21 protein-coding genes are annotated in these 21,593 nt (G+C 68.0%); 7 read left to right on the top strand and 14 right to left on the bottom strand.

Going from position 1 to position 21,593, the window contains the following annotated elements; all coding sequences use genetic code 11:
* Nucleotides 1-67: 67 nt before the first annotated feature.
* Both WS45_RS13695 and WS45_RS13690 read left to right on the top strand, forming a co-directional pair.
* Nucleotides 68-2,179: a PAS domain S-box protein gene (locus tag WS45_RS13695; protein ID WP_059700344.1), complete on the top strand. Its 2,112-nt coding sequence runs from the start codon at nucleotides 68-70 to the stop codon at nucleotides 2,177-2,179.
* Nucleotides 2,176-2,823, top strand: coding sequence for a response regulator (locus tag WS45_RS13690; protein WP_059467935.1), 648 nt, complete (start codon nucleotides 2,176-2,178; stop codon nucleotides 2,821-2,823). The genes WS45_RS13695 and WS45_RS13690 overlap by 4 nt, the downstream gene beginning before the upstream one ends.
* Nucleotides 2,824-2,874: 51 nt before the next feature.
* On the opposite strand, the gene WS45_RS13685 is transcribed toward WS45_RS13690, so the two are convergent.
* The 7 genes from WS45_RS13685 to WS45_RS13655 all read right to left on the bottom strand — a co-directional run bounded on the left by WS45_RS13685 (nucleotide 2,875) and on the right by WS45_RS13655 (nucleotide 10,863).
* The gene (locus tag WS45_RS13685; RefSeq protein ID WP_059525396.1) at nucleotides 2,875-3,279 is read right to left on the bottom strand and encodes a lysozyme inhibitor LprI family protein; all 405 of its coding nucleotides are present in this window, start codon (nucleotides 3,277-3,279) and stop codon (nucleotides 2,875-2,877) included.
* Nucleotides 3,280-3,550: 271 nt separating this feature from the next.
* A complete protein-coding gene (locus WS45_RS13680; RefSeq protein ID WP_059690049.1) occupies nucleotides 3,551-3,880 on the bottom strand; it encodes a DUF4148 domain-containing protein in 330 nt (109 codons plus the stop codon).
* A 227-nt stretch (nucleotides 3,881-4,107) separates the two neighbouring features.
* On the bottom strand, nucleotides 4,108-4,983 hold the full coding sequence (locus tag WS45_RS13675; RefSeq protein ID WP_059700594.1) for a PilZ domain-containing protein: 876 nt from the start codon (nucleotides 4,981-4,983) through the stop codon (nucleotides 4,108-4,110).
* A 78-nt stretch (nucleotides 4,984-5,061) separates the two neighbouring features.
* Nucleotides 5,062-7,620, bottom strand: a complete 2,559-nt coding sequence (locus WS45_RS13670) for a penicillin-binding protein 1A (RefSeq protein ID WP_179950366.1) — start codon at nucleotides 7,618-7,620, stop codon at nucleotides 5,062-5,064.
* Nucleotides 7,621-7,818: 198 nt separating this feature from the next.
* On the bottom strand, nucleotides 7,819-8,826 hold the full coding sequence (gene lhpH / locus WS45_RS13665) for a trans-3-hydroxy-L-proline dehydratase (RefSeq protein WP_059700340.1): 1,008 nt from the start codon (nucleotides 8,824-8,826) through the stop codon (nucleotides 7,819-7,821).
* Between the two features lie 55 nt (nucleotides 8,827-8,881).
* Nucleotides 8,882-10,003 (bottom strand): branched-chain amino acid ABC transporter substrate-binding protein, encoded by a 1,122-nt coding sequence (locus tag WS45_RS13660; protein ID WP_059690046.1) that lies wholly within the window; start codon nucleotides 10,001-10,003, stop codon nucleotides 8,882-8,884.
* Between the two features lie 122 nt (nucleotides 10,004-10,125).
* The gene (locus WS45_RS13655; RefSeq protein ID WP_059525379.1) at nucleotides 10,126-10,863 is read right to left on the bottom strand and encodes a FadR/GntR family transcriptional regulator; all 738 of its coding nucleotides are present in this window, start codon (nucleotides 10,861-10,863) and stop codon (nucleotides 10,126-10,128) included.
* A 266-nt stretch (nucleotides 10,864-11,129) separates the two neighbouring features.
* Between WS45_RS13655 and lhpI the strand changes: the two genes are divergently transcribed.
* From lhpI to WS45_RS13640, 3 genes are all read left to right on the top strand, one after another.
* The gene (gene lhpI / locus WS45_RS13650) at nucleotides 11,130-12,065 is read left to right on the top strand and encodes a bifunctional Delta(1)-pyrroline-2-carboxylate/Delta(1)-piperideine-2-carboxylate reductase (RefSeq protein WP_059700593.1); all 936 of its coding nucleotides are present in this window, start codon (nucleotides 11,130-11,132) and stop codon (nucleotides 12,063-12,065) included.
* 182 nt (nucleotides 12,066-12,247) lie between these two features.
* A complete protein-coding gene (locus WS45_RS13645) occupies nucleotides 12,248-12,655 on the top strand; it encodes a response regulator transcription factor (protein WP_059525377.1) in 408 nt (135 codons plus the stop codon).
* A gap of 17 nt (nucleotides 12,656-12,672) precedes the next feature.
* Nucleotides 12,673-13,452, top strand: a complete 780-nt coding sequence (locus tag WS45_RS13640; RefSeq protein ID WP_059525375.1) for a helix-turn-helix domain-containing protein — start codon at nucleotides 12,673-12,675, stop codon at nucleotides 13,450-13,452.
* An 18-nt stretch (nucleotides 13,453-13,470) separates the two neighbouring features.
* On the opposite strand, the gene WS45_RS13635 is transcribed toward WS45_RS13640, so the two are convergent.
* The 6 genes from WS45_RS13635 to WS45_RS13610 form a co-directional block, all read right to left on the bottom strand.
* Nucleotides 13,471-13,824, bottom strand: coding sequence for a hypothetical protein (locus tag WS45_RS13635; protein ID WP_059700338.1), 354 nt, complete (start codon nucleotides 13,822-13,824; stop codon nucleotides 13,471-13,473).
* A 170-nt stretch (nucleotides 13,825-13,994) separates the two neighbouring features.
* Complete coding sequence (locus tag WS45_RS13630) at nucleotides 13,995-14,234, bottom strand: hypothetical protein (protein ID WP_059525371.1); 240 nt, start codon at nucleotides 14,232-14,234, stop codon at nucleotides 13,995-13,997.
* A gap of 16 nt (nucleotides 14,235-14,250) precedes the next feature.
* The gene (locus tag WS45_RS13625) at nucleotides 14,251-14,541 is read right to left on the bottom strand and encodes a DUF1488 domain-containing protein (protein WP_059525369.1); all 291 of its coding nucleotides are present in this window, start codon (nucleotides 14,539-14,541) and stop codon (nucleotides 14,251-14,253) included.
* Nucleotides 14,542-14,656: 115 nt separating this feature from the next.
* On the bottom strand, nucleotides 14,657-15,055 hold the full coding sequence (locus WS45_RS13620) for a DUF488 domain-containing protein (RefSeq protein WP_059690042.1): 399 nt from the start codon (nucleotides 15,053-15,055) through the stop codon (nucleotides 14,657-14,659).
* 130 nt (nucleotides 15,056-15,185) lie between these two features.
* Nucleotides 15,186-16,388 carry an amino acid aminotransferase gene (locus WS45_RS13615; RefSeq protein ID WP_059525365.1) on the bottom strand — a complete coding sequence of 401 codons (1,203 nt, stop codon included), beginning with the start codon at nucleotides 16,386-16,388 and terminating at the stop codon, nucleotides 15,186-15,188.
* Between the two features lie 43 nt (nucleotides 16,389-16,431).
* Nucleotides 16,432-17,817, bottom strand: a complete 1,386-nt coding sequence (locus tag WS45_RS13610) for an amino acid permease (RefSeq protein ID WP_059525363.1) — start codon at nucleotides 17,815-17,817, stop codon at nucleotides 16,432-16,434.
* Between the two features lie 320 nt (nucleotides 17,818-18,137).
* Between WS45_RS13610 and WS45_RS13605 the strand changes: the two genes are divergently transcribed.
* On the top strand, nucleotides 18,138-18,611 hold the full coding sequence (locus WS45_RS13605; RefSeq protein ID WP_006479071.1) for an Lrp/AsnC family transcriptional regulator: 474 nt from the start codon (nucleotides 18,138-18,140) through the stop codon (nucleotides 18,609-18,611).
* Between the two features lie 48 nt (nucleotides 18,612-18,659).
* Here WS45_RS13605 and WS45_RS13600 read toward each other — a convergent pair whose 3' ends face one another.
* Nucleotides 18,660-19,571 carry an EamA family transporter gene (locus WS45_RS13600; RefSeq protein WP_059700336.1) on the bottom strand — a complete coding sequence of 304 codons (912 nt, stop codon included), beginning with the start codon at nucleotides 19,569-19,571 and terminating at the stop codon, nucleotides 18,660-18,662.
* A 347-nt stretch (nucleotides 19,572-19,918) separates the two neighbouring features.
* On the opposite strand from WS45_RS13600, the gene WS45_RS13595 reads away from it, so the two are divergent.
* Nucleotides 19,919-21,592 (top strand): phospholipase C, encoded by a 1,674-nt coding sequence (locus WS45_RS13595; protein ID WP_059700334.1) that lies wholly within the window; start codon nucleotides 19,919-19,921, stop codon nucleotides 21,590-21,592.
* Nucleotide 21,593 lies beyond the last annotated feature (1 nt).

The following is a 21,593-nucleotide window of genomic DNA, read 5'->3' as shown; positions in this document are numbered from 1 at the left end:
GATTTTTCCCGGTTATGCCGCGCCGCCCGAGTGCCACGGGCGGCCCCGACACCAGAATGGCCATCGAATGACCGCCAGTGGAACCCCGCCGCGTGACGCCCGAGGGCCCACGCGCTTCCAGATCATGTTACGCCAGCCGCTCGCGGCTGGCGTCGTTACGCTGTTCGCCGGCGCGGCGCTGTCGCTCGGCGTCGCGCTGCTCGTTCGCGAGCAGTGGCAAGGCGCCGTCCATACGCGCTTCGAGCGACGCACCACGCACGTGACGGCGATGCTGCGCCACGAGCTGCAAGCCGGCGTCGCCGTGCTCGAAAGCACGCGCGGCGCGTTCGCGCTCGCGCCGCAGATGACGCCCGAGCAATGGCGCCGCTACGCCGACACGCTCGAGCTCGACAGCGGGCGCTCGCCGATCCGGCAGTTCGGCTATGCGCCGCTGTCGCCCGCGGCGCGCAGCGCCCTCGCCGGCCACGCGCCGATGCCGGCCGGCCCGCTCGCGGTGGCGACGCTCGGCGCGCCCGCGTCGAGCTCGGCCGGCGTGCGCTTCGGCGCGCCGGATCGGGCCCCGCTCGCGCGCGCGCTGCGGACCGGCGATGTCGCACTCGGCATCCATTCGGCCGACGACGACACCTCCCGCGATGCGCGCACCCTCACACTGTTCCTGCCCGCGACGGCGTCACAGCGCACGACCGCCGCACCGGCCGGCGCCCATGAAACCGGCGCCGACGGCGTGCTGTTCGCGCAAGTGAGCCCGAATCGCCTGATCGAGCGCGCGCTCGACACGGAACGCGGGCTCGACCTGCGGATCAGCGCCGGCGACGATCCTCGGCCGATCGCGAGCGCCGAGACGACGACCGACGAGGCCTCCGCGTCGCCCGACCTGATGCGGCGCACCGACCAGTTGATTTTCGGCGGGACCGTGCTGACGCTCGCCTATTCCGCGGACGGCCGCCCGAGCGCAACCGGCGCGCAGCGCGCGGCGGGCACGGTGCTCGCGGCGGGGCTGATCGCGTCGTTCGCGTTCGCGGCACTCGTCCATGCGCTGCTGCGCGGCCGCGCCGGCACCGCCGATACGGGCGCCAGCAGCCGCGGCATCCTGAACGAGGCGCGGATGATGGGCATCATCCGTTCGTCGATGGAAGCGATCATCACGATCGACGAGAAGCAGACGGTCGTGATCTTCAACCCGATGGCCGAGCAGGTATTCGGCGTGTCGGCGATGGAGGCGATCGGCGCGCCGCTGTCGCGCTTCATCCCCGAGCGGTTTCGTGCGGCACATGCGAAGCACGTCGACCAGTTCGGCGTGACGGGCGTATCCGAGCGGCAGATGGGCCGTCAGCGCGTGCTGTTCGGGCTGCGCGGCAACGGCGAGGAATTCCCGATCGAGGCGTCGATCTCGCAGATCCGCGACGCGTCGGGCAAGCTCTATACGGTGATGTTGCGCGACATCACCGAGCGGCAGCGCGCCGAGAATGCGCTGAAGCAGTCGCGCGAGGAACTGCGCGAACTGTCGGCGAACCTGCAGAACGTGCGCGAGGAGGAAAAGACCCGCATCGCGCGCGAACTGCACGACGACCTCGGGCAGCAGCTGACCGCGCTGAAGATGGATCTGTCGGTCATCGAGCAGCAACTGCGCACGCCGAATCGTGCGCAACCCGACGACGACGTGCTGTCGCAACTGCAGGGCATGCGCCGGCTGATCGACGCGACCGTCGCGTCGGTGCGGCGCATCGCAGCCGACCTGCGCCCCGTGATGCTCGACGATCTCGGCCTCGTGCCCGCGATCGAGTGGCTGGCGAACGACTTCACGAACCGCTACGGCATCGACGTCGAACGCCGCATCGAAACGGGCGGGCTCACGTTCACCAGCACCGGGGCGACCACGCTGTTCCGGATCGTCCAGGAAGCGCTGACGAACGTCGCGCGCCATGCGGATGCGACGCGCGTCGCGCTGCGGCTCGACATCGAGGAAGGCTTCTGCGTGCTGCGCGTCGCGGACAACGGCCGCGGCGCGGCACCGGGCGGCACCGCCCACGAGGACAAGTCGTTCGGCCTGATCGGCATTCGCGAACGCGCACACATGCTGGGCGGCAGCGTGACGATCGATACCGCGCTCGCGCGCGGCTTCTCGATCACGGTCGCGTTCCCGCTCGGCACCGTTCAACAGGAAACCACCCTCACATGATCAAGGTGCTCATCGCCGACGACCATACGCTCGTGCGCGACGGTCTGCGGCACATTCTCCAGAACGCGACCGCATTCGAAGTGGCCGGCGAAGCGTGCGACGGGCCGTCGACGATCGCGCTGATTCGTTCGACGCCCGCACAGGTGCTGGTGCTCGACCTGTCGATGCCGGGCCGCAACGGCGTCGAACTGATCAAGCAGATCAAGGACGAGAAGCCCGCGCTGCGCGTGCTCGTGCTGACCATGCATGCGGAGCAGCAATACGCGGTGCGCGCGTTCCGCGCCGGCGCGTCGGGCTACCTGACCAAGGAAAGCGCGAGCGCCGAACTGGTCGGCGCTGTGACCAAGGTTGCATCGGGCGGCGTCTACGTGAGTCTCGCGATGGCCGAGCAGTTCGCGCAGAGCCTGAACGAACCGGCCGAGACGCTGCCGCACCAGCGGCTGTCCGATCGCGAATTCGACGTGTTCCGCCGGATCGCCGCCGGACAGACGCTGACCGAAATCGCACAGGCGCTGTGCGTGAGCGCGAAGACGGTCAGCACCTACAAGACCCGGATTCTGGAAAAGATGCAGATGCCGCACGAAGCGGCGCTGGTCCGCTACGCGATGCGGCACAAGCTGCTCGACGAAACGGACGACGTCTAGGCGCACCGTGCCGGCCGCACGACGTGCGGGCCGGCTGGACGTTGCACGGCCTTACTTCCCCGGCACCGGACAAGCCAGGTCGCCTTCCTCGCAGGACAGATAACCCTTCAGCGTCTCGTTGCGCGTCCTGGTCAGATCGTCGAGGCAGGTCGACACGACCATCGGATACACGCTGCCGCCTTCGGCGTTCGCGCTGGAGAAGCTGCATTCGGCGTCGCGGTAGGCGATCCACGCGCGCTGCGCGTTCACGAGTTTCTCCGCGAGCGGCTTCGCATCGCGCAGCCGTGCGGTGACGGCCTGGTAAGTGCGGTTCAGGTCCGCGTCGGATTTCTTGTACGCGCGATCGGCGCACGCCGTCATCGCCGCCTGATCCGTCGCGTCCGCACAATTCGCCTGCGCATGGGCAACGTTCGCCGTCAGCGCGAGCGCGCACAGCAGACCGGTCAAGACACGCATGGATGCTCCTGTTTGTTTTCGTTGAAGTCGTGGAACGTGATGTCGGGCTTGCCGCCGCGCCTCGGTGCGCGACTTCGCCGGCCGACGGGCGCGACTTCCGTCGCGGCCGCCGCAGCGTGGCAATGCCGACCGCGATGCTAGCGCACGCGCGATCGATTGTCAGCCCGCGCCACCCTTGCCGCGCACGCAAAAAAGCCTGCACTCGTGACGAGTGCAGGCTTTTCGGTACGGCTTTGCAGGCGGCCCGGCGGCCGCGCGGCGAACGGCTTGCTCAGTGGCCGAAGTACACCGACGAACGATCGGCTGCTGCCGGCACGCTCACGCGCTGGCCCGACTGCGACGTCGCGACCGGGTTCGAGCCGTAGCCCGTTACGTCAGCCTGCGCACCGGTGTTCTGTGCCGCGGCGATCTTTGCCTGTGCGGCCTGGATGTTTTCCGGATAGTTCATCCAGTCGTTCGGGTTGTAGCCGGCCTTTTCGAGCTGGACCAGCTCGGCACGCACTTGCGCGCGCGTCAGCGGCTGCTGGTTCGATTGGGCGAACGAGACGATCGGTGCGGCCACCAGCGCGGCCAGTGCAACTGCCTTGATCAGCGATTTCATGATGCGTTACCTCCAGATTGTTTTGTCAGGCGCTTCGGACTCGGTAGTCGTTGCGCATGAATGGAAGTCTAGGAGGCCCGGCTATCAGGGTAAATACTTAAATCGCAAATTCACTGTTGACCGAATCCGTACAATTGCCGCGCATTCGGCTGAATCATCAGAGGATTATGGCCGGATCGGAACCCAATATGCGGCAGCATGCTGCGACGTTTGCCCCGTTCAACGCATCAGCGGACCTGATCCGCATCCGTGGCTGCCATGGACAGGTCGAACAGCAACGCCTTGAGGCGAATCCGGTCGTCGGCAGCCGTTTCGTCGAACGCCGCGTGGTGAAGCGCCCAGCCCGGCACCGCCGGATCGGCATGCACCGCTCGCACCGTACCGTCGAGCGTGAGCAACGCGACGTGGTCCCCATCCGAATACGGCAACTGCACGTGCAGCGGATCGCCGGCCGCCGCGAGCGCCCGGTCGAGCGCGATCGACAGCCCGTTCAGGCTCAGATCGCGAACGATCCCGATCCCCTCCGCCTGCACCGGCCCGCCCGTGCAGCGGGCCGCGATCCGTACCTGGACGCGCGGCTCGGCGCGCGTGCGCAGCCGATCGACGAAGCCCGGCGGCGAAAGCACCATGAACGGCGCGGCCCCCGCTGCCTGCACCGCCTCGACCGTCGCACCGAAACGCGACACCGCCGACCGGCCGATCGCGACCGCCTCGACGTCGTCGCCGCGGGCAAAGTCGAGCACGACCGCCGGCTGCGGCTCGACGAACAGCGCACCCGATGCGCCGATCCCGATCAACCGGCAGCGCTGCAGCACGCGGGTCATGCCGACCCGTCGCCGGATGCCGATCGCGGCACCGGTCGACAGCCCCATGCGCGTGGCCGCCGGCACGGTATCGGATGCCGGCGCGGCGGGCTCGGCGTCATCGCGCCGGCGGACGGGCCGGAAATGATCGAACAGGAAAGCATGCTGCGCGGGATCGTGCAGCGTCGTGCCGGCGGGCAGCAGCGCGGCGCCGCCCGCATCGTAGAGATCGAAGCCGAGCGGGACGCCGGCGGAGACGTCGTCGCGCGCGAGCGCGACGTGATCGGTGATGAGCCGCATCGGAAAGGCGCGGAGCGACCGCGCGAGCTGTCGTGACAACGGTATTACGGCAGCATCGCGCGAAATCTGAACGTCTCGTTACTCCGAACCGCTGGTCGCTCCGGGTGAAACCGGCGCCGGGGCCGGCAACGGAGCCGGTACGGCCGAAGGTGCGGCCGGGGCCGAGCCGAGGCCCCCGCCGCCCGTGTTGCCCGCAGGCGTCGCGCTGCCTCCCGTCGCCGGCGGCTGCGCGGCCTGCGGTTGCGACGCGCCCGCCGACAACGCGGCGGCCGATGCCGCCACCTCGGACGCCGGAACCCACTCCTCGACGATGCCGCCGGATGCCGCCTCGGGCGCCGACGCAGCCGACGCAGCCGACGCCGCGGCGGCGTCCGCCTCCGGCTGCCGCTCGATACGCTGCGTCCGGACGGGCGCCGGCGCCTGCTTCGGCTCGGGCCCGAACCAGCCGTCGAACAGATCCGTCACGCGTTCGCGCACCGACGCGAACCAGCCGGGCGACGGCTCGGTATCGAATTTCAGCTTCGTGTCGACGATCCGGGCGCGTTGCGCGCGCTGGAAGAAATCGCCGACGATCGGCAGCGCGCTGTGCGCGCCTTGCCCCCAATAGTCGCTGCGCAGCGTCACGCGGCCGTCGTCGAAGCCGACCCACGCGCCGGCCACCAGCCCGGGCTGCATCAGGATGAACCAGCCGTCCGCGTTGTCCTGCGTGGTCCCGGTCTTGCCGGCCACGTCGCCGCGAATGCCGAAGCGCGTGCGGATGCTGCTGCCGGTGCCGCGCGTCACCACGTCGCGCATCACGCCGAGCAGCGTCTTGTCGGTCTCGGCGTCGAGCGCGCGCTCGGGCGGCGCCGGCGCGTACTCGGCGAGCACGTCGCCCTGGCGGTTCTCGATGCGCGTCACCATCTGCGGCTCGACGTACAGGCCGCCGTTCGCGATCGTCGCGTACGACGCGACCATCTCCTTCAGCGTCACCGGGCTCGTGCCGAGCGCGAGCGACGGCACGCGCTCGAGCGGGCTTTCGCGCACGCCCATGTCGCGCGCGAGCCGCGCCACCGCCGCCGGTCCGACCTTCTCCATCACCTGCGCGGTGATCCGGTTGCGCGACAGCGCGACCGCGTCGCGCAGCGTCATCGGCTTGCCCGACGGCGGCGCGTCGTCGTTCGGCCGCCAGATCTCGCCGCCCTTCAGGGGAATCTCGACTGCCTGGTCGACGAAGGTGTCGTCCGGCTTCATCCCGCTCGCGAACGCGACGCCATAGACGAACGGCTTGAAGGTCGAGCCCGGCTGACGCCGCGCCTGCGCGACGTGATCGAACGGCTCGTTCGTGAAGTCGCGGCTGCCGACCCACGCGCGAATCTGCCCGTCGCGCGGATCGATCGCGACGAAGCCGGCCTGCACGTCGGTCTTCGCCTTGCACAGCGCGCGCATGAAACCGCGGTCGGCGGCGAGTTGCTTCATCGCGACGGCATCGTTCTTGCCGGCATCCTGGGCCGCCTTGTACTCGGGCGACTCGCGCATGAAGGCGCGGAACACCTCGTTGTCGGTGCCGCAGCCGTCGCGGCCGCTCCACGCGTTGTTCGCGATGCCCTGCAACTGGTTCGCCTGTAGCGTCAGCGCCTGGGTCGCCATCTGCTGCAGCCGGGAATCGATCGTGGTGCGCACGATCAGCCCGTCCGAATAGATGTTGTAGTCGTTGCGGTCGGCCCAGCCGATCAGCCATTTGCGCAGTTGCTGCGCGAAGTGCGGCGCGGGTCCCGGCGGTTCCTTCTGGCGCTCGAAATCGATGCGCAGCGGCCGGCGCTGCAACTGCGCGAACTGCGCCGGCGACAGCTTGCCGTACTTGACCATCTGGCCGAGCACCGTGTTGCGCCGCTGCAGCGCGCGCTCGGGGTTCAGCACGGGGTTGTAATAGCTGTTGCCCTTCAGCATCCCGACGAGCGTCGCGCTGTCGAGCACGTCGAGCTCGTCGGCCGACTTGTCGAAATAGGTGCGCGCGGCCATCTCGACGCCGTACGCGTTGTACAGGAACGGCACCGTATTCAGGTAGGTCTCGAGGATCTGGTCCTTGCTGTACACGGCCTCGATCTTCAGCGCGGTGATCGCCTCCTTCACCTTGCGCGTGAGCGTCGGCGCGCGGCCGATTTCGTCCGGATACAGGTTGCGTGCGAGCTGCTGCGTGATCGTCGAGCCGCCCTGGCGGCTGCCCGAGAACGTATGGAGCGCGGCCGACGCCGTGCGCTTCCAGTCGAGGCCGTGGTGCTCGTAGAAGCGATGATCCTCGGTCGCGATCAGCGCGTCGACCATGTGCGGCGAGATCTGCTTGAGCGACACCCATTCGCGGTTCGACGGCTTGAATTCCGCCAGCACCTTGCCGTCGGCGGACAGCACCTGCGCGGGCTGGTCGACGCGCGCCTTGCGAATGTCGCCGATGCCGGGCGTGAACGGAATCAGCGCCAGCACGTACAACACGAACAGCACCGGCACGGCGGCGGCCGCGCGCAACACGCCGCGGCGCGTCGGATGACGGAGATGGTGCCAGGCACTGGCCAGGACACGCTTGACGGGCACGGCGGCCGCGGCCGCGACGGGTTGGGCGCGCGCGACCCATTTGGCACAAAGGTCACGCACTGACGACACGTTTCGGCGATTCACGCGGGTGGGGGATCTGCTGGAAAGGCTGCATCGTACCAAAACTCGCGCGGCCCACCGGCCGGCGGCCGTCCCTGGCCCGCGCGAACGGTGCCGGATCGCGCATTTTTACAACAAAAAAGGCGCGCATCCCGCAACGGGACCGCGCGCCAAACCTGGTACAACCCGGGTGCCGTGCGCCGTCGTTCAGCGCACGAGAAAACCGTAGGTCAGCGGATCGCGCTCGTCGACGATCCAGTTCGCGAACCCGCAAATATGCGCGCTGCCCTCCACTTCCGGAATCACGGCCGGGATGTCGCCGACCGTCGTCTCGCGCAGCACGCGTCCCTTGAACACCGTGCCGACGATCGACTCGTTGACGAGCGTGTCGCCGGCCGCGAGCAGGCCGCGCTGGTACAACTGCGCGACACGCCCGCCGGTGCCGGAGCCGGTCGGCGAGCGGTCGACCTCGCGATCCGCGAACACGCAGCAGTTCGCCTGCGTCGAATCCGGATGGCGCGGCGCGTTCGCGATGATCGTGCCGTAGATATGGTTGATTTCGGGGATCTCCGGATGCACGACCGGATATTTCGCGTTCGCGGCGGCCTTCACCTCGGCGCCGAAGCGGATCAGCTTTTCCACCGCCGCTTCGCGCACCGGCAGGTCGAACGGCGCGCCGTCGACGTAGAAATAGAACGCGCCGCCGTACGCGATGTCGCCGGTCACGGTGCCGAACGACGGCGTGTCGACCGACACGTCGCGCTGCCAGATGAACGACGGCACGTTGACGAAGCGCACCGGCCCCGCGTGTTCGCCGTCCCATTTCACGAATGCCTCGATGAAGCCGCACGGCGCGTCGATGCCGACGCGCGTCTCCGGCACCGTGCGCTGCACCCAGCCGAGCTCAACCGCGGCGGTCGACAGCGCGATGACGCCGTGTCCGCAATGGTCGCTGTAGCCTTCGTTGTGCACGAATATCACGCCGAAATCCGCGTTCGCCGACACCGGCTCGGTGAGGTAGCCGCCGTACATGTCGGCGTGGCCGCGCGGCTCGAACATCAGCGCCGTGCGGATCTCGTCGGCGTTCTCCTTGAGCCATGCGCGGCGCTGGACGATCGTGTCGCCGGGCAGGCGCGGCAGGCCGCTCGTGACGATACGGAAGGCTTCGCCGCCGGTGTGGACCTCGACGGTGGAAAGGGATCGGGAAATTTTCATGGGGGATCGAAGGCGTGAAGACGAAGGACGGCGCCGCGGCGCCGTCCGGTGACGGTTACTTCGCGTACGGCTCGGGCAGGCCGTTGCGGATCACGTAGACGGTGGTCGGCGCGCCCTTCAGGTCGCCGCGTTCGTCGAACGAATAGGTGCCCGCGACGCCCGCGTAGTTCGACTTCGCCAGCTGCGCGATCAGCTTCGCCTTGTCGGTGGTCGTGCCGGCCTTGACCATCGCGTCGGCAAGCAGCTTCATGCCGTCGTAGTAGTTGACGCCGTAGACCTGCGTGTCCGTGTGATAGGTGTCGTGGTATTTCTTCAGGAATTCGCGGCCGGCCGGCGTCTTCTCGAGCGCGACGCCGCCCTGCGCGCAGTAGACGATCGACGCGGCCTCGCCCGCGACCTTGCCCATGTCGGCCGAGCAGATGCCGTCGCCGCCGAGCAGCTTCGCGCGCAACCCGCGCTGCTTCATTTGCTTCGCCATCGGCGCGCCCTGCGCCGCATAACCGCCGAGGAAGATCACGTCGGGATTGCTGGCCTTGATCTTGGTGAGAATGCCGAGGAAATCGGTCGCCGACGAGTTCGTGTATTCCTGGTCGACGATCTTGATCCCGTTCGCCTTCGCGACGTTCATGAACTGCTCCGCAACGCCCTGCCCGTACGCGGTGCGATCGTCGATGACCGCGGCGGTTTTCGCGTTCAGCGTCTTCGCGGCGAAGGTCGCCATCGTGCCGCCGAGCTGTTCGTCGCTCGCGCCGATCCGGAAGATGTTCTTGAAGCCCTGCCGCGTGAGCGCCGGGTTCGACGCGACCGGCAGGATCGGCACGCCCGCGTTGCTGTACACGCGCGACGCCGGAATTGCGACGCCCGAGTTGTACGGCCCGAGCACCGCGACGACGCCCTTGTCGACCAGGTTCTGCGCGACCTGCACGCCCGCCTTCGGGTCGGCCTGGTCGTCCTCGGACACCAGCTTGAACGTGACCGTCTTGCCGGCCACCTTCACGCCGGCCTTGTTGAGCTCGTCGACGGCGAGGCGCGCGCCGTTTTCATTGTCCTTGCCGTTCGCGGCTTGCGGGCCGGTCAGCGGTGCCGAATGGCCGATCATCACGACTTCCTGCGCGTGCGCGGAAGTCAGCGCGCCGGCGGCAACGGCCACCGAGAGCGCGGTAACGAAGTGTCGCATGGTTGTCTCCTGATTGGTTTTGTGTGGAACCAATGTAGGACACAAGTGGTCCACTTGCAAGCAATTTCAAAATGATTTTTGCGCTTCTGGTCACTTTCAAGACCAGACTGACGTGATGCCCGTCATTTCGGCGTGATGTCGCGCCGCACACGAAGAATATGCTGTTCGACGTAGAAGGCGGCCGCATCGGCGTCGCCCGACACGATCGCCTCGTAGATCAGCCGGTGCTCGGACACGTAGAGCCGGATCCGGCCCGCGTCGTAGATGCCGTCGTCCTTCAGCCGCTTCCACAGCGGCTGGTCCATCGTCTTCGCAACTTCCTCGGCGATCTTCACGATCAGCGCGTCGCCGGTCATCAACGCGAGCTGCCGATGGAACAGCCGGTCGCTCTCGTTCCACAGCGCCCGCTGCTGCGGATCGTCGATGTCGGCGATGGTTTCCATCTGCGCGAGATAGCCTTCGGCGACGGGGTCGGCGCGCCCGTGCGCGGCGGCGAGGCGCGCGATCGCCGGCTCGAGGATGAGCCGCACGTCGAGCGTCGACGTCGGGCTGAAGTCGGCGTCGGGCACGCCGTGCACGTCGCCGCGCTGCGCGAGCACGTCGAGCGGCGCCGACACGACGTAGGTGCCCGAATTGCGCTTCGTGAACACCAGCCCCTCGTTCTGCAGCGCGCCGAGCGCCTCGCGCACGGCCGGCCGGCCGACCTGGAACAGCGCCGCGAGTTCGCGCTCCGACGGCAGTCTCGAATCGGCCGCATAGCGCCCCGCGCGGATCTCGTCGCGGATCTTCTCGGCGACCTGTTCGTAGATCTGCAACGGCCGGAAACCGGCTTCGAGCGATTCGGGACGTGCGGACATCATCTTGGGCTCCTGCCCGGTCGGGTGGTGGACGGGGAAACGGGTTCGCACTATACCGGAGCGATACCGGCGCCGGTGTGCGCGACGCCCATCTGGACGGATATTAGAACCAAAATCGACGGTCTGCTGGCTTTTCCGGCTTGCCTGTCGGCGCGCAACTGGTATAGATTCGATCCAGAATGACTGCCATCTCGATATTCGGCAGCCTCCGGGGCGAGCGCGCCATGCGCACGTCGTCCCCGCCCACCGACACAAACCCGACCGACACGATGACCGCTCTCTCCCGGATTCCCGCGTTCGACGCCGCCGAAACGGCCGCGCTGCTCGACTACCCCGCGCTGCTCGCCACGCTCGCACACACCGTCGCCGAATACGCGGCGGGCGAGATCGTCAGCCCCGAACGCCTGGTCGTGCCGCTGCAGGCGGGCGGCGTGATGCTGTCGATGCCGTCGAGCGCACGCGACCTCGCGAGCCACAAGCTCGTGAACGTGTGCCCCGGCAACGGCGCGCGCGGACTTCCGACGATCCTCGGCCAGGTGAGCGCATACGACGCGACGACGGGCGCGCTGCGCTTCGTGCTCGACGGCCCGACGGTCACCGGGCGCCGCACGGCAGCCATTACCGCGCTCGGCATCCAGGCGCTGCACGGCGCCGCGCCACGCGAGATCCTGCTGATCGGCACCGGCAAGCAGGCGGCCAATCACGCGGAAGCGCTCGCGGCGATCTTCCCGGACGCGCGTCTGCACGTGCGTGGCTCGCGCGCCGACAGCGCGGCCGCGTTCTGCGCCGCGCACCGCGCGCAGGCGCCGCAGCTCGTGCCCCTCGACGGCGACGCGATTCCCGACGCGATCGACGTCGTCGTCACGCTGACGACGAGCCGCACGCCCGTCTATCGCGAAGCGGCGCGCGAAGGCCGTCTCGTGGTCGGCGTCGGTGCGTTCACCGCGGATGCCGCCGAGATCGACGCCGACACCGTGCGCCACAGCCGGCTCGTCGTCGACGACCCGGCCGGCGCGCGCCACGAGGCCGGCGACCTGATCGTCGCGCAAGTCGACTGGCGGCAGGTCGCGTCGCTCGCCGACGTGCTGCGCGGCGCGTTCGAGCGCAGCGGGCCGCTGCTGTTCAAAACGGTCGGCTGCGCCGCGTGGGATCTGGCCGCGTGTCGCACGGCCCGCGACGCGCTGGACGCGCGCGCGGCCGGCTGATTCCGCGGCGGCGGCCCCCGGATTCGCCCCCCTGAGCGAGCCCCACCCGGTGTCGCCCGCACACGGCCTCGCCACTTTCCCGTACGCGTTGTAGGAAACGCCCTACAACGCGTCGCAGCGGCCTACACAAACTTCCAATTCGGCCGATTTCATTTTCGGCGGCGCAACACGATACTGCCGGCATGAATGCCAGCCTGTCGCCCGCCGTCGCACTCCGGGTGTTTCTCGTCGATCACGCCATTGCCGTCCGGCAACGGATCGCGCTGCTCGTCGGCGCGATCCGCGGCGTCGTGGTCGTCGGCGAGGCGGAAGACGGCGAGGACGCACTGACGCACATCCGCGGCAGCCACGCGGACGTCGTGATCGTCGACCTGCGGCTCGCTGACGGCAGCGGTCTCGACCTGATCGGGATGCTGTCGAAGGCTGCGCCGCGGATCGTCACGATCGTGCTGACGAACCATTCGGCGCCGGCATTCAGGGAGGCATGCGCGGCGGCGGGCGCCGACTATTTCTTCGACAAGACCGCCGAATTCGACGCCGCATGCCACGTCATCGAATCCCTGGTGCGCGCTCGTGCGCACCGCCCCTGACCGAGCCGGAGTGACTCATGTCCACAGCCACCGCCTGCGCCGCCGACCCATCCGTCGCGCCTCGGCCAACGATTCCGCTTCCCGCGATCTCACGTAACGACGGCGCGAAGCATCCCGCCGCGCGCTGCTCGGCTTGCCTGATGCGCTCGCTGTGCCTGCCGCCGCACCTGACCGCCGCCGAATACGGCCGACTGGACGCGATCATCTGTTCGACGCGCCAGGTTCGCCAGGGCGACGCGCTGTTCCGAACCGACGATCCGTTTCACAGCATCTACGCCGTGCGCGCGGGCTCGTTCAAGACCGTGATGATGCATCGCGACGGCCGCGAGCACGTGACCGGCTTCCAGATCGCCGGCGAAACGCTCGGCATGGACGGCATCGGCGGCGGCCAGCACTGCTGCGACGCGATCGCGCTCGAGGACAGCGTCGTGTGCGTCATCCCGTTCGGCGCACTCGAAGCGGCGTGCCGCGAAATGAAGCCGATGCAGCATTTCCTCTACCAGATGCTGAGCAGCGAGATCGTCCGCGAGTCGAGCCAGATGCTGCTGCTCGGCACGATGTCCGCCGAGCAGCGCGTCGCGCATTTCCTGCTGAACCTGTCGTCGCGCTTCGAGGCGCGCGGCTATTCGGCATCGGAATTCAACCTGCGGATGACGCGCGAGGAGATCGGCTGCTATCTCGGCATGAAGCTCGAGACCGTCAGCCGGATGTTCTCGCGATTCCATCGGGATTCACTCGTCGAAACGCGCGGCAAGCGCGTGCGGATCATCGACGCACAGGCACTCGCGCAGGTGTGACGCACGGCGCGTCGCGCATCATGGCGCGGTGGCGCCTGGCGTAGCCGCGTGCAGTGCGACCGCTTCGGATTCGCCCGCCTGCCATGCGGACAGTGTCTGCTCGGCCCGCGTGAACACGCGGCCAAGCACGTCGACCAGGTCGTCGCCGGTGCTGCACGGCAGCGATACCGGCGAGCGGCCGCGCGTGGTCAGTTCGAGCCGCACGTCATAGGCCAGGCCGCCGTCCATGCGCGGGCGCGATTCGATCACCAGACGGCAATCCTCCAGCCGTGCGCGGAATCGTTCCAGCCGCACCAACTGCACCCCCGCTTCTGCTTCCAGCGCGGCGGAACCCGCGAATCCGACGCAGACGATCTGCATGCCCACGCCCATGGCGCTCCTCCTGACGGGGTCGCCGCTCGTCGGCGGCGTTGCCTGTTCCTGTGTCTCCGTGCCTCGGTGTCCCGCGCGCGGCACGATCCTGCTTCACGCAGCGCGATGACGGCCGCGGCTATTACTGCCCTGGCAGCGTTGCATTCGCACCGCCATCGGCACGATGCGCTTCATACGTTGAATGTCTGCGACGCCTTCATTTCGATCCATGTCATCCCGGCCCGCAACCCTTCGATCGCCGCCTCGTGCTCGGTCGGGTACGCATGACTGTGCTCGAACGTGTGGTGAAAGCGCGCCGGCCCGTTGCCGTGCTCGACCGTCACGCGGCATCGGAATTCGCCGGATTCGCACTGCCGCGTCTCGATCTCGACCGACCAGTCGCGCTCATGAATCGTGCCTTGCAGTGTCATGCATCCTCCTGCGGAATCAGTCATCCATCCGGAAGTGACCGCTGTGCAGCAACACCGGCCGGCCGCCGATTTCGTCGAGCATCCGTCGTGCCATCGCCTCGATCGCCGACCGGTGCGCTTCGAACGCATGCAGCAAATCCCGTTCGAGCAGCGACGGCGCGCCGAAATGGTCTTCCAGCGCTTCAGCCGTGATCGCGCACTGCACGCAGCGGCCGTCGACCAGCGCCGAAAACGCGACGACCAGATCGCGTGCGCAATATTCGGGCGGTTCCGGTGGAAAGGCTATCTGCATCTGTCCGCCTGTCATCGTCGGGACGATTCATGACGTGAGCATAACGGCCCACGCCGCCGCACGCTTGACCCACGTCAACCGGCTCGCTGCGCCGCACGAGGCGGCTCACCGTCGTGCCGCCCGACGGGGTTCAGCCCGCATCCGTGACGAGCGCCGCGCCGCGCTCCGCGAGCAGTTCGCGCAGCACGCTGCGATGGCAGCGGCGCTCGTCCTCGCAGTAGCAGCCGATCGAAAACGCGCTCGTCGCCGACAGCGCGGCGAGCAGGTCCAGCACCTTCGGCGCGTCGCCATGCGCCATCTCCGCGCGGAAGTGGCGCGTGAACGCGCGCCATTCGGCGTCGGTTTCGGCGGCCTGCGCCTGCGCGACCAGCTCAGGGCTCGGCGACAGCGTCGGCAACCACACATCATAGTAGTCGCGCGATGCGAATTCCGCCTTCGGTACGCCGCGCGGCGGTCGCCGCACCGTGCCGATCCTCAGGCCCTCGCCGGCCGCGCGCGGCGTGCCGAGCCGTACGATTCGAATAGCCATGCCGCTCCTTCATCATGCGTTCGATCCGCCATCGTACCGCCGCGCCGCGGCCGCGCAAGAAAAAACCGGCTGTCTCCGCGAGGGAAACAGCCGGTTTCGGCGATGCGATTGGGCGCCCGCGGGCGCGCCGTCAGACGCCGCTCTTCAGCACCTTGCCGATCGCGTCCGCGACGATGCCGACGTTCGAATCGTTCAGCCCCGCGACGCACATGCGCCCCGAGCGCAGGATGTACACGCCGTGCACTTCGCGCAGCGCTTCGACCTGCGATTCGGTCAGGCCCGTGTACGTGAACATCCCGCGCTGTTTCACGTAACGCGTCAGCGCTTCGCCGCCGACGTGGTCGCGCAGGCCGTCGTGGATCGACTGGCGCATCCGCGCGATGCGGCGGCACATCGCGGCGAGCTCTTCTTCCCACTGCTTGCGCAGCGCGGGCGTGTTGAGCACGGTCGCCACGACCTTCGCACCGTAGGTTTGCGGGTTGCTGTAGTTCGAGCGCACCGCGCCGGCCAACTGGCCCAGCACGCGCTCCGCCGCGGCCGCATCCTCGCAGACGACGCTCAGGCCGCCGACGCGCTCGCCGTACAGCGAGAAGTTCTTCGAGAACGAGTTCGCGACGAGCGTCGGCACGCCGCGGCGCGCCAGTTCGCGCACCGCGAACGCGTCCGCGTCGAGGCCCGCGCCGAAGCCCTGATACGCCATGTCGACGAACGGCAGCAGCCCGCGCGCCTCGATCACGTCGATCAGCTTTTCCCACTGGCCTTCGTCGAGATCGACACCGGTCGGGTTATGGCAGCACGCGTGCAGCAGCACGATGCTGCGCGCCGGCAGCGCGTCGATCGCCGCGAGCATCGCGTCGAACTTCAGGCCGCCCGTCGCTTCGTCGTAGTACGGGTACGTGTTCACCGTGAAACCCGCACGCTCGAAGATGAAGCGGTGGTTTTCCCAGCTCGGATCGCTGAGCCACACCTGCGCGTCCGGGAAGTAGCGCTTCAGGAAATCGGCGCCCACCTTCAGCGCGCCCGAGCCGCCGAGCGTCTGCACGGTCGCGATGCGGCCGGCCGCGCGCGCCGGGTGATCGGCGCCGAACACGAGCGCCTGCACGGCGTCGCGATACGCGGCAAGGCCGACCATCGGCAGGTAGGGCTTCGGGCCGAGGTCGCGCTGCAGCGCGGTTTCGGCTTCGCGCACGGCACCCATCACGGGAATCCGGCCTTCGGCATCGAAATAGATGCCGATGCTCAGGTTGACCTTCTGATCGCGCGGATCTTTCTGGAAGTTCTCGTTGAGCGTCAGGATCGGATCGCCCGGGTACGCGTCGATGTGTTCGAACATGGCTATGTCGGTCTCGTTTGGAAGAATGGTCGTGATGCCCGTGTCAGCCGGCGGACGCGCCGTCGCGGATCGCGTAGCCCGCATTCTTCTGCCGGAAGCGATACCCGATCGCGAGCACCGCGAGCCATACGGGGATCAGGTACACCGACAGGCGGAGATCCGGCGTCAGGTACATCACGACGAGAATGCCGGCCATGAACGCCAGGCACAGGTAATTCGTGAAAGGATAGCCCAGACTGCGGAAGGAAGTCTGCTCTCCGGCGATGCGCTTGGCCTGGCGGAACTTCAGGTGGATCAGCGTGATCATCGCCCAGTTGATGATCAGCGCCGACACGACGAGGCCCATCAACACCTCGAACGCCTTGCCCGGCATGAAGTAGTTGACCAGCACGCACGCGCCGGTCGCGAGCGCCGACGCGCCGAGCGCGGCGAGCGGGATGCCGCGCTTGTTCACCGAGCACAGCACCTTGGGCGCGTTGCCCTGTTTCGCGAGGCCGAACAGCATCCGGCTGTTGCTGTACACGCCGCTGTTGTAGACCGACAGCGCGGCCGTCAGCACGACCACGTTCAGCACGTTGGCGACCACGTTGCTGCTCAGCGCGTGGAAGATCAGCACGAACGGGCTGCCGCCGGTGACGACCTTTTCCCACGGATACAGCGACAGCAGCACCGCCAGCGCGCCGATGTAGAAAATCAGGATGCGGTAGATCACCTGGTTGGTCGCGCGCGGAATGCTGTGCTTCGGATCGTCGGCCTCGGCCGCGGTGATGCCGATCAGCTCCAGCCCGCCGAACGAGAACATGATCGCCGCCATCGACATCACGAGCCCCGACACGCCGTTCGGGAAGAAGCCGCCGTGCTGCCACAGGTTCGCGATGCTCGCTTCGGGACCCGCATGGCCGCTCGCGAGCAGCCAGCCGCCGAAGCCGATCATCCCGACGATCGCGGCGACCTTGATGATCGAGAACCAGAATTCGGTCTCGCCGTACGATTTCACGCTCGCCAGGTTCAGGAGGTTGATCGCGACGAAAAACACCAGCGCCGACACCCAGGTCGGCACGCCGGGCCACCAGTACTGCACGTAGATCCCGACGGCCGACAGCTCGGCCATGCTGACGAGGATGTACAGCACCCAGTAGTTCCAGCCGGACAGGAAGCCGGTGAAGTGGCCGACGTACTTGTCGGCGAAGTAGCTGAACGAGCCGGCGACCGGCTCGTCGACGACCATCTCGCCGAGCTGGCGCATGATGAAGAACGCGACGACGCCGGCCACCGCGTAGCCGAGCAGCACGGACGGGCCGGCCATCTTGATCGTCTGCGCGATGCCGAGGAACAGCCCCGTGCCGAGCGCGCCGCCGAGCGCGATCAGCTGGATGTGCCGGTTCTTCAGCCCCCGCTTCAGGCCGTCCTTCTCGTTTCCAGAAACCATGTCTTCTCCATTCTGCCCGCCTCCGCCGGAAGCGGTGCGGCGCGCCTCGGTGTGCCGGGCGCTGTTTTGCTGTGCCGGCGGCCGTTCGTGGAGCCGCCGGGTTGGGGGACTGCAATCTTCGCGCGGCGACACCCGTTTCCGGTCGGCAGGCCCGCCAGACCGGCCGCCGACCGTCGCCCTCGCCCGCATTGCTGCGGGCGCACACGAAAATCCGGCGTCAGTTTAGCGTCGCGGCGGCGAAATCGGGTTGCGTAACCCGCTCATGCAAACCCTACATTATGAGATAAGATTGCATCCGGGAGACAGATGAGGAAACAAAAATGCCTGAACCGGTTCTCGATCGCATCGATCGCCACTTGCTGTCGGTGCTGCAGGAGAACGGCCGCGCGTCGAACCTCGACCTGGCGAAGGCCGTCGGCCTGTCGCCCGCGCAGACGCTGCGACGCCACCGGCGGCTGGAGGAAATCGGCGCGATCCGCCGTTACGAAACCCGTCTGTGCCCCGACACGCTCGGATTCGGCGTCACCGCGTTCGTGCACGTGACGATGGAGCGCGGGCATATCCGCGACCTGTCGAAGTTCCAGAAGCTCGTGTCGGATCTCGCGCAGATCCAGGAATGTTTCTCGGTGACGGGCGATATCGACTACGTGCTGAAGGTCGTCGCGCACGACCTGAAGGGGCTGTCCACGTTCCTGCTCGAAACGCTGATGCGGATTCCCGGCGTGAGCGGCGTGCATTCCAGCGTGTGCCTCGACGAGATCAAGTGCACGAGCGCGATGCCGGTGGAAAGCTGACACGGCGCCGCGCGACCGCCCGGGCGACGCAATGCCCGGCCGCCGCGCTCAACGCACCGCCTCGAACGCGCTGATCAGCAGCGCGCCGCCCGCGATCACCATGCATCCCGCCGCGCGACGCGGCGTCAGCCGCTCGCCGAGGTACACGCGGGCGATCAACGCCGCGAACACCACGCTCGTTTCGCGCAGCGCCGACACCGGGCCCATCGGCGCGCGATCCATCGCCCAGATCACGATCGCGTACGCAAGCGCCGCGAAAACACCGCCGCATGCGGCCTTCGCCGTTTCGCCGACATCCCGCGCGAGCCGCAGCGGCCCCGCGCGCAGCCGGTAGTACGCGGCCATCAGCAACCCCGTCAGCACGAACATCCATGCCGTATAGCCGACCGTGCTGCCGCTTTCCCGCACGCCGATCCCGTCGACCACGCTGTACGCGGCGATCGATACGCCGGTGGCGAACGCGGTCGGCAACACCTGCGTCATCCGGTGCCGCGCGCCGCGGCCCCGCTCCAGCCCGATCGCCATGATGCCGGCGCAGATCAGCACGAGCCCGCATTGCGCGCCCGCGTTCAGACGCTCGCCCGCGAACGCCGCCGCGCCCAGCGTGACGAGCAGCGGCGCGGTGCCACGCGCGACCGGATACGCGACGGTCAGATCGCCGTGCTCGTAAGCGCGCACCAGCAGCAGCGTATAGACGACGTGGATCACCGCCGACGCGACGACGCAAACCCAGCTCGCGGGCGTGATCGGCGCGGCGGCCGGCAGGAACAGCAGCGCGAACAGCCCGATCGCGATCTGCAGCACCGTGGCCGAGCGCAGCCGGTCGCCGCTGCTGCGCACGAGCGCATTCCACGCCGCATGCAGGAAGGCGGCGCACAGGACGGCAAACAGAACGGGGATCGGCACGCTGAACACTCGCTGACGGCCGGCAACGCGAAATCGTCGCCGCGAGCCAACCATCGTATGAATGCGTCACCCGATTGTCAAAAAGGAACGCGGCCCGGCATCCCGGACGAACCGGCCCGCCGTGCGCCGTCGCCCGCCCCGCGCGACATCCGCGGCCATGACCGAGCCGATCGCCGAATGTGTCGCCCGGGTTGCATCCGCTCCGTCCCTTTCCGCTTTCTTTCGCGCCGCGTCGCGCCGTAATGAAACCGATACCGCGGCGCAACCGGCGCGAAACCGCTCCGCCCCCATATCTTCATACCGAACTGTTCCAATGCCGGAGCTCTATCGCGAGCTCCGCGCCGAACCGACACGGCAACGAGGCCGCGCTCCACCGTCGAAAATTTACCTGGAGTTTCCCGATGTTCCGTCAAGCCTTGCTCGTCACCGCGTGCGCCGGCGCGGCGCTTGCGCTGTTCGCCTGCGGCGGCAGCGACGATCCCTCGTCGACGCCCGCCGTGTCGTCGCAGGATGCGCTGCAGACCGCCACGCCGATCAAACACGTCGTCGTGATCTACGGCGAGAACGTGTCGTTCGACCACTACTTCGGCACCTACCCGAACGCGTCGAACCCGTCCGGCGAACCGGCGTTCACCGCGAAGCCCGGCACGCCGACGGTCAACGGGCTGACGGGCACGCTGCTCACCGCGAACCCGAACTTCACGAACACGGCCAACGGCACCGATGCCGCGAACCCGTTCCGCCTCGACCGCACGCAAGCCGCGACCGCCGACCAGAACCACGCGTACACGGCCGAGCAGCAGGCCGAGGACAACGGCCTCGCCGACCTGTTCCCGAAATATACGGGCAAGGGCTCGTCCGGCGGCGCCGGCGCGTTCGGCACGAAGGGCCAGGTGATGGGCTACTTCGACGGCAACACCGTGACCGCGCTGTGGAACTACGCACAGCGCTTCGCGATGAGCGACAACGCGTATACGACGGTCTACGGCCCGTCGACGCCGGGCGCGCTGAACGTCGTGTCGGGCCAGACCAACGGGATGCAGATCGTCAAGACGTCGAAGCAGCCGTCGACGCTCGCCGCCACGTCGTACTACATCAACGACGGCCAGGGCGGCTTCACGATGATCAACGACGTCGACCCCGGCTACGACGTGTGCTCGAGCACAACCGACCAGGCGATGATGAGCGGCAAGAACATCGGCGACCTGCTGAACGCCGCGAAGATCACGTGGGGCGGCTTCATGGGCGGCTTCAACCTGTCGACGACCAACAGCAACGGCACGACCGGCTGTAGCCGCAGCACCGTCGCCACCGCCGTGAACGCCGCGACGGCCGACTACATCCCGCACCACAACTGGTTCCAGTACTACGCGTCGACCGCCAACCCGCAGCACACGCGGCCGAGCGCGGTCGCGGCGATCGGTTCCAGCTTCCAAGCCGACGGCAAGACGGCCGAACCGGCGAACCATCAGTACGACAGCGACGACTTCTTCGCGGCCGTGAAGGCCGGCAACTTCCCGTCGGTCAGCTTCCTGAAGGCGCCGGCCGCGCAGGACGCGCACGCGGGCTATTCGGATCCGCTCGACGAGCAGGCGTTCGTGACGAAGGTCGTCAACTTCCTGCAGCAGCAGCCGGACTGGCAGAACACGGCCGTGATCGTCACCTACGACGACTCGGACGGCTGGTACGACCACGCATACACGGCGCCGACGCATTCGTCGTCCGACGCGATCGACCAGTTGAACGGCAACGGCGCGTGCGGCTCGGGCGGCACCACCGGCGTGAACGGCGGCACGGTGAACGGCCGATGCGGTCCGGGTGTGCGCATCCCGCTCGTCGTGATCTCGCCGTACGCGAAGCAGAACTACGTCGACCACACGATGCTCGACCAGGCGTCCGTCGTGCGCTTCATCGAGGACAACTGGCTCGGCGGCCAGCGCATCGGCGGCGGTTCGTTCGATGCGACGGCTGGCGACCTGCGCGGCCTGTTCGACTTCTCGTCGAAGCCGAATACGGCGCCGCTGTATCTCGATCCGACGCAAGGGACCGTGCTGAGCGCGGCGCCGTCGATCTGAC

This window comes from Burkholderia sp. RF2-non_BP3, from assembly GCF_001522185.1.
Taxonomy (GTDB): domain Bacteria; phylum Pseudomonadota; class Gammaproteobacteria; order Burkholderiales; family Burkholderiaceae; genus Burkholderia; species Burkholderia diffusa.
This window is presented reverse-complemented; position numbering and strand designations above follow the sequence as displayed.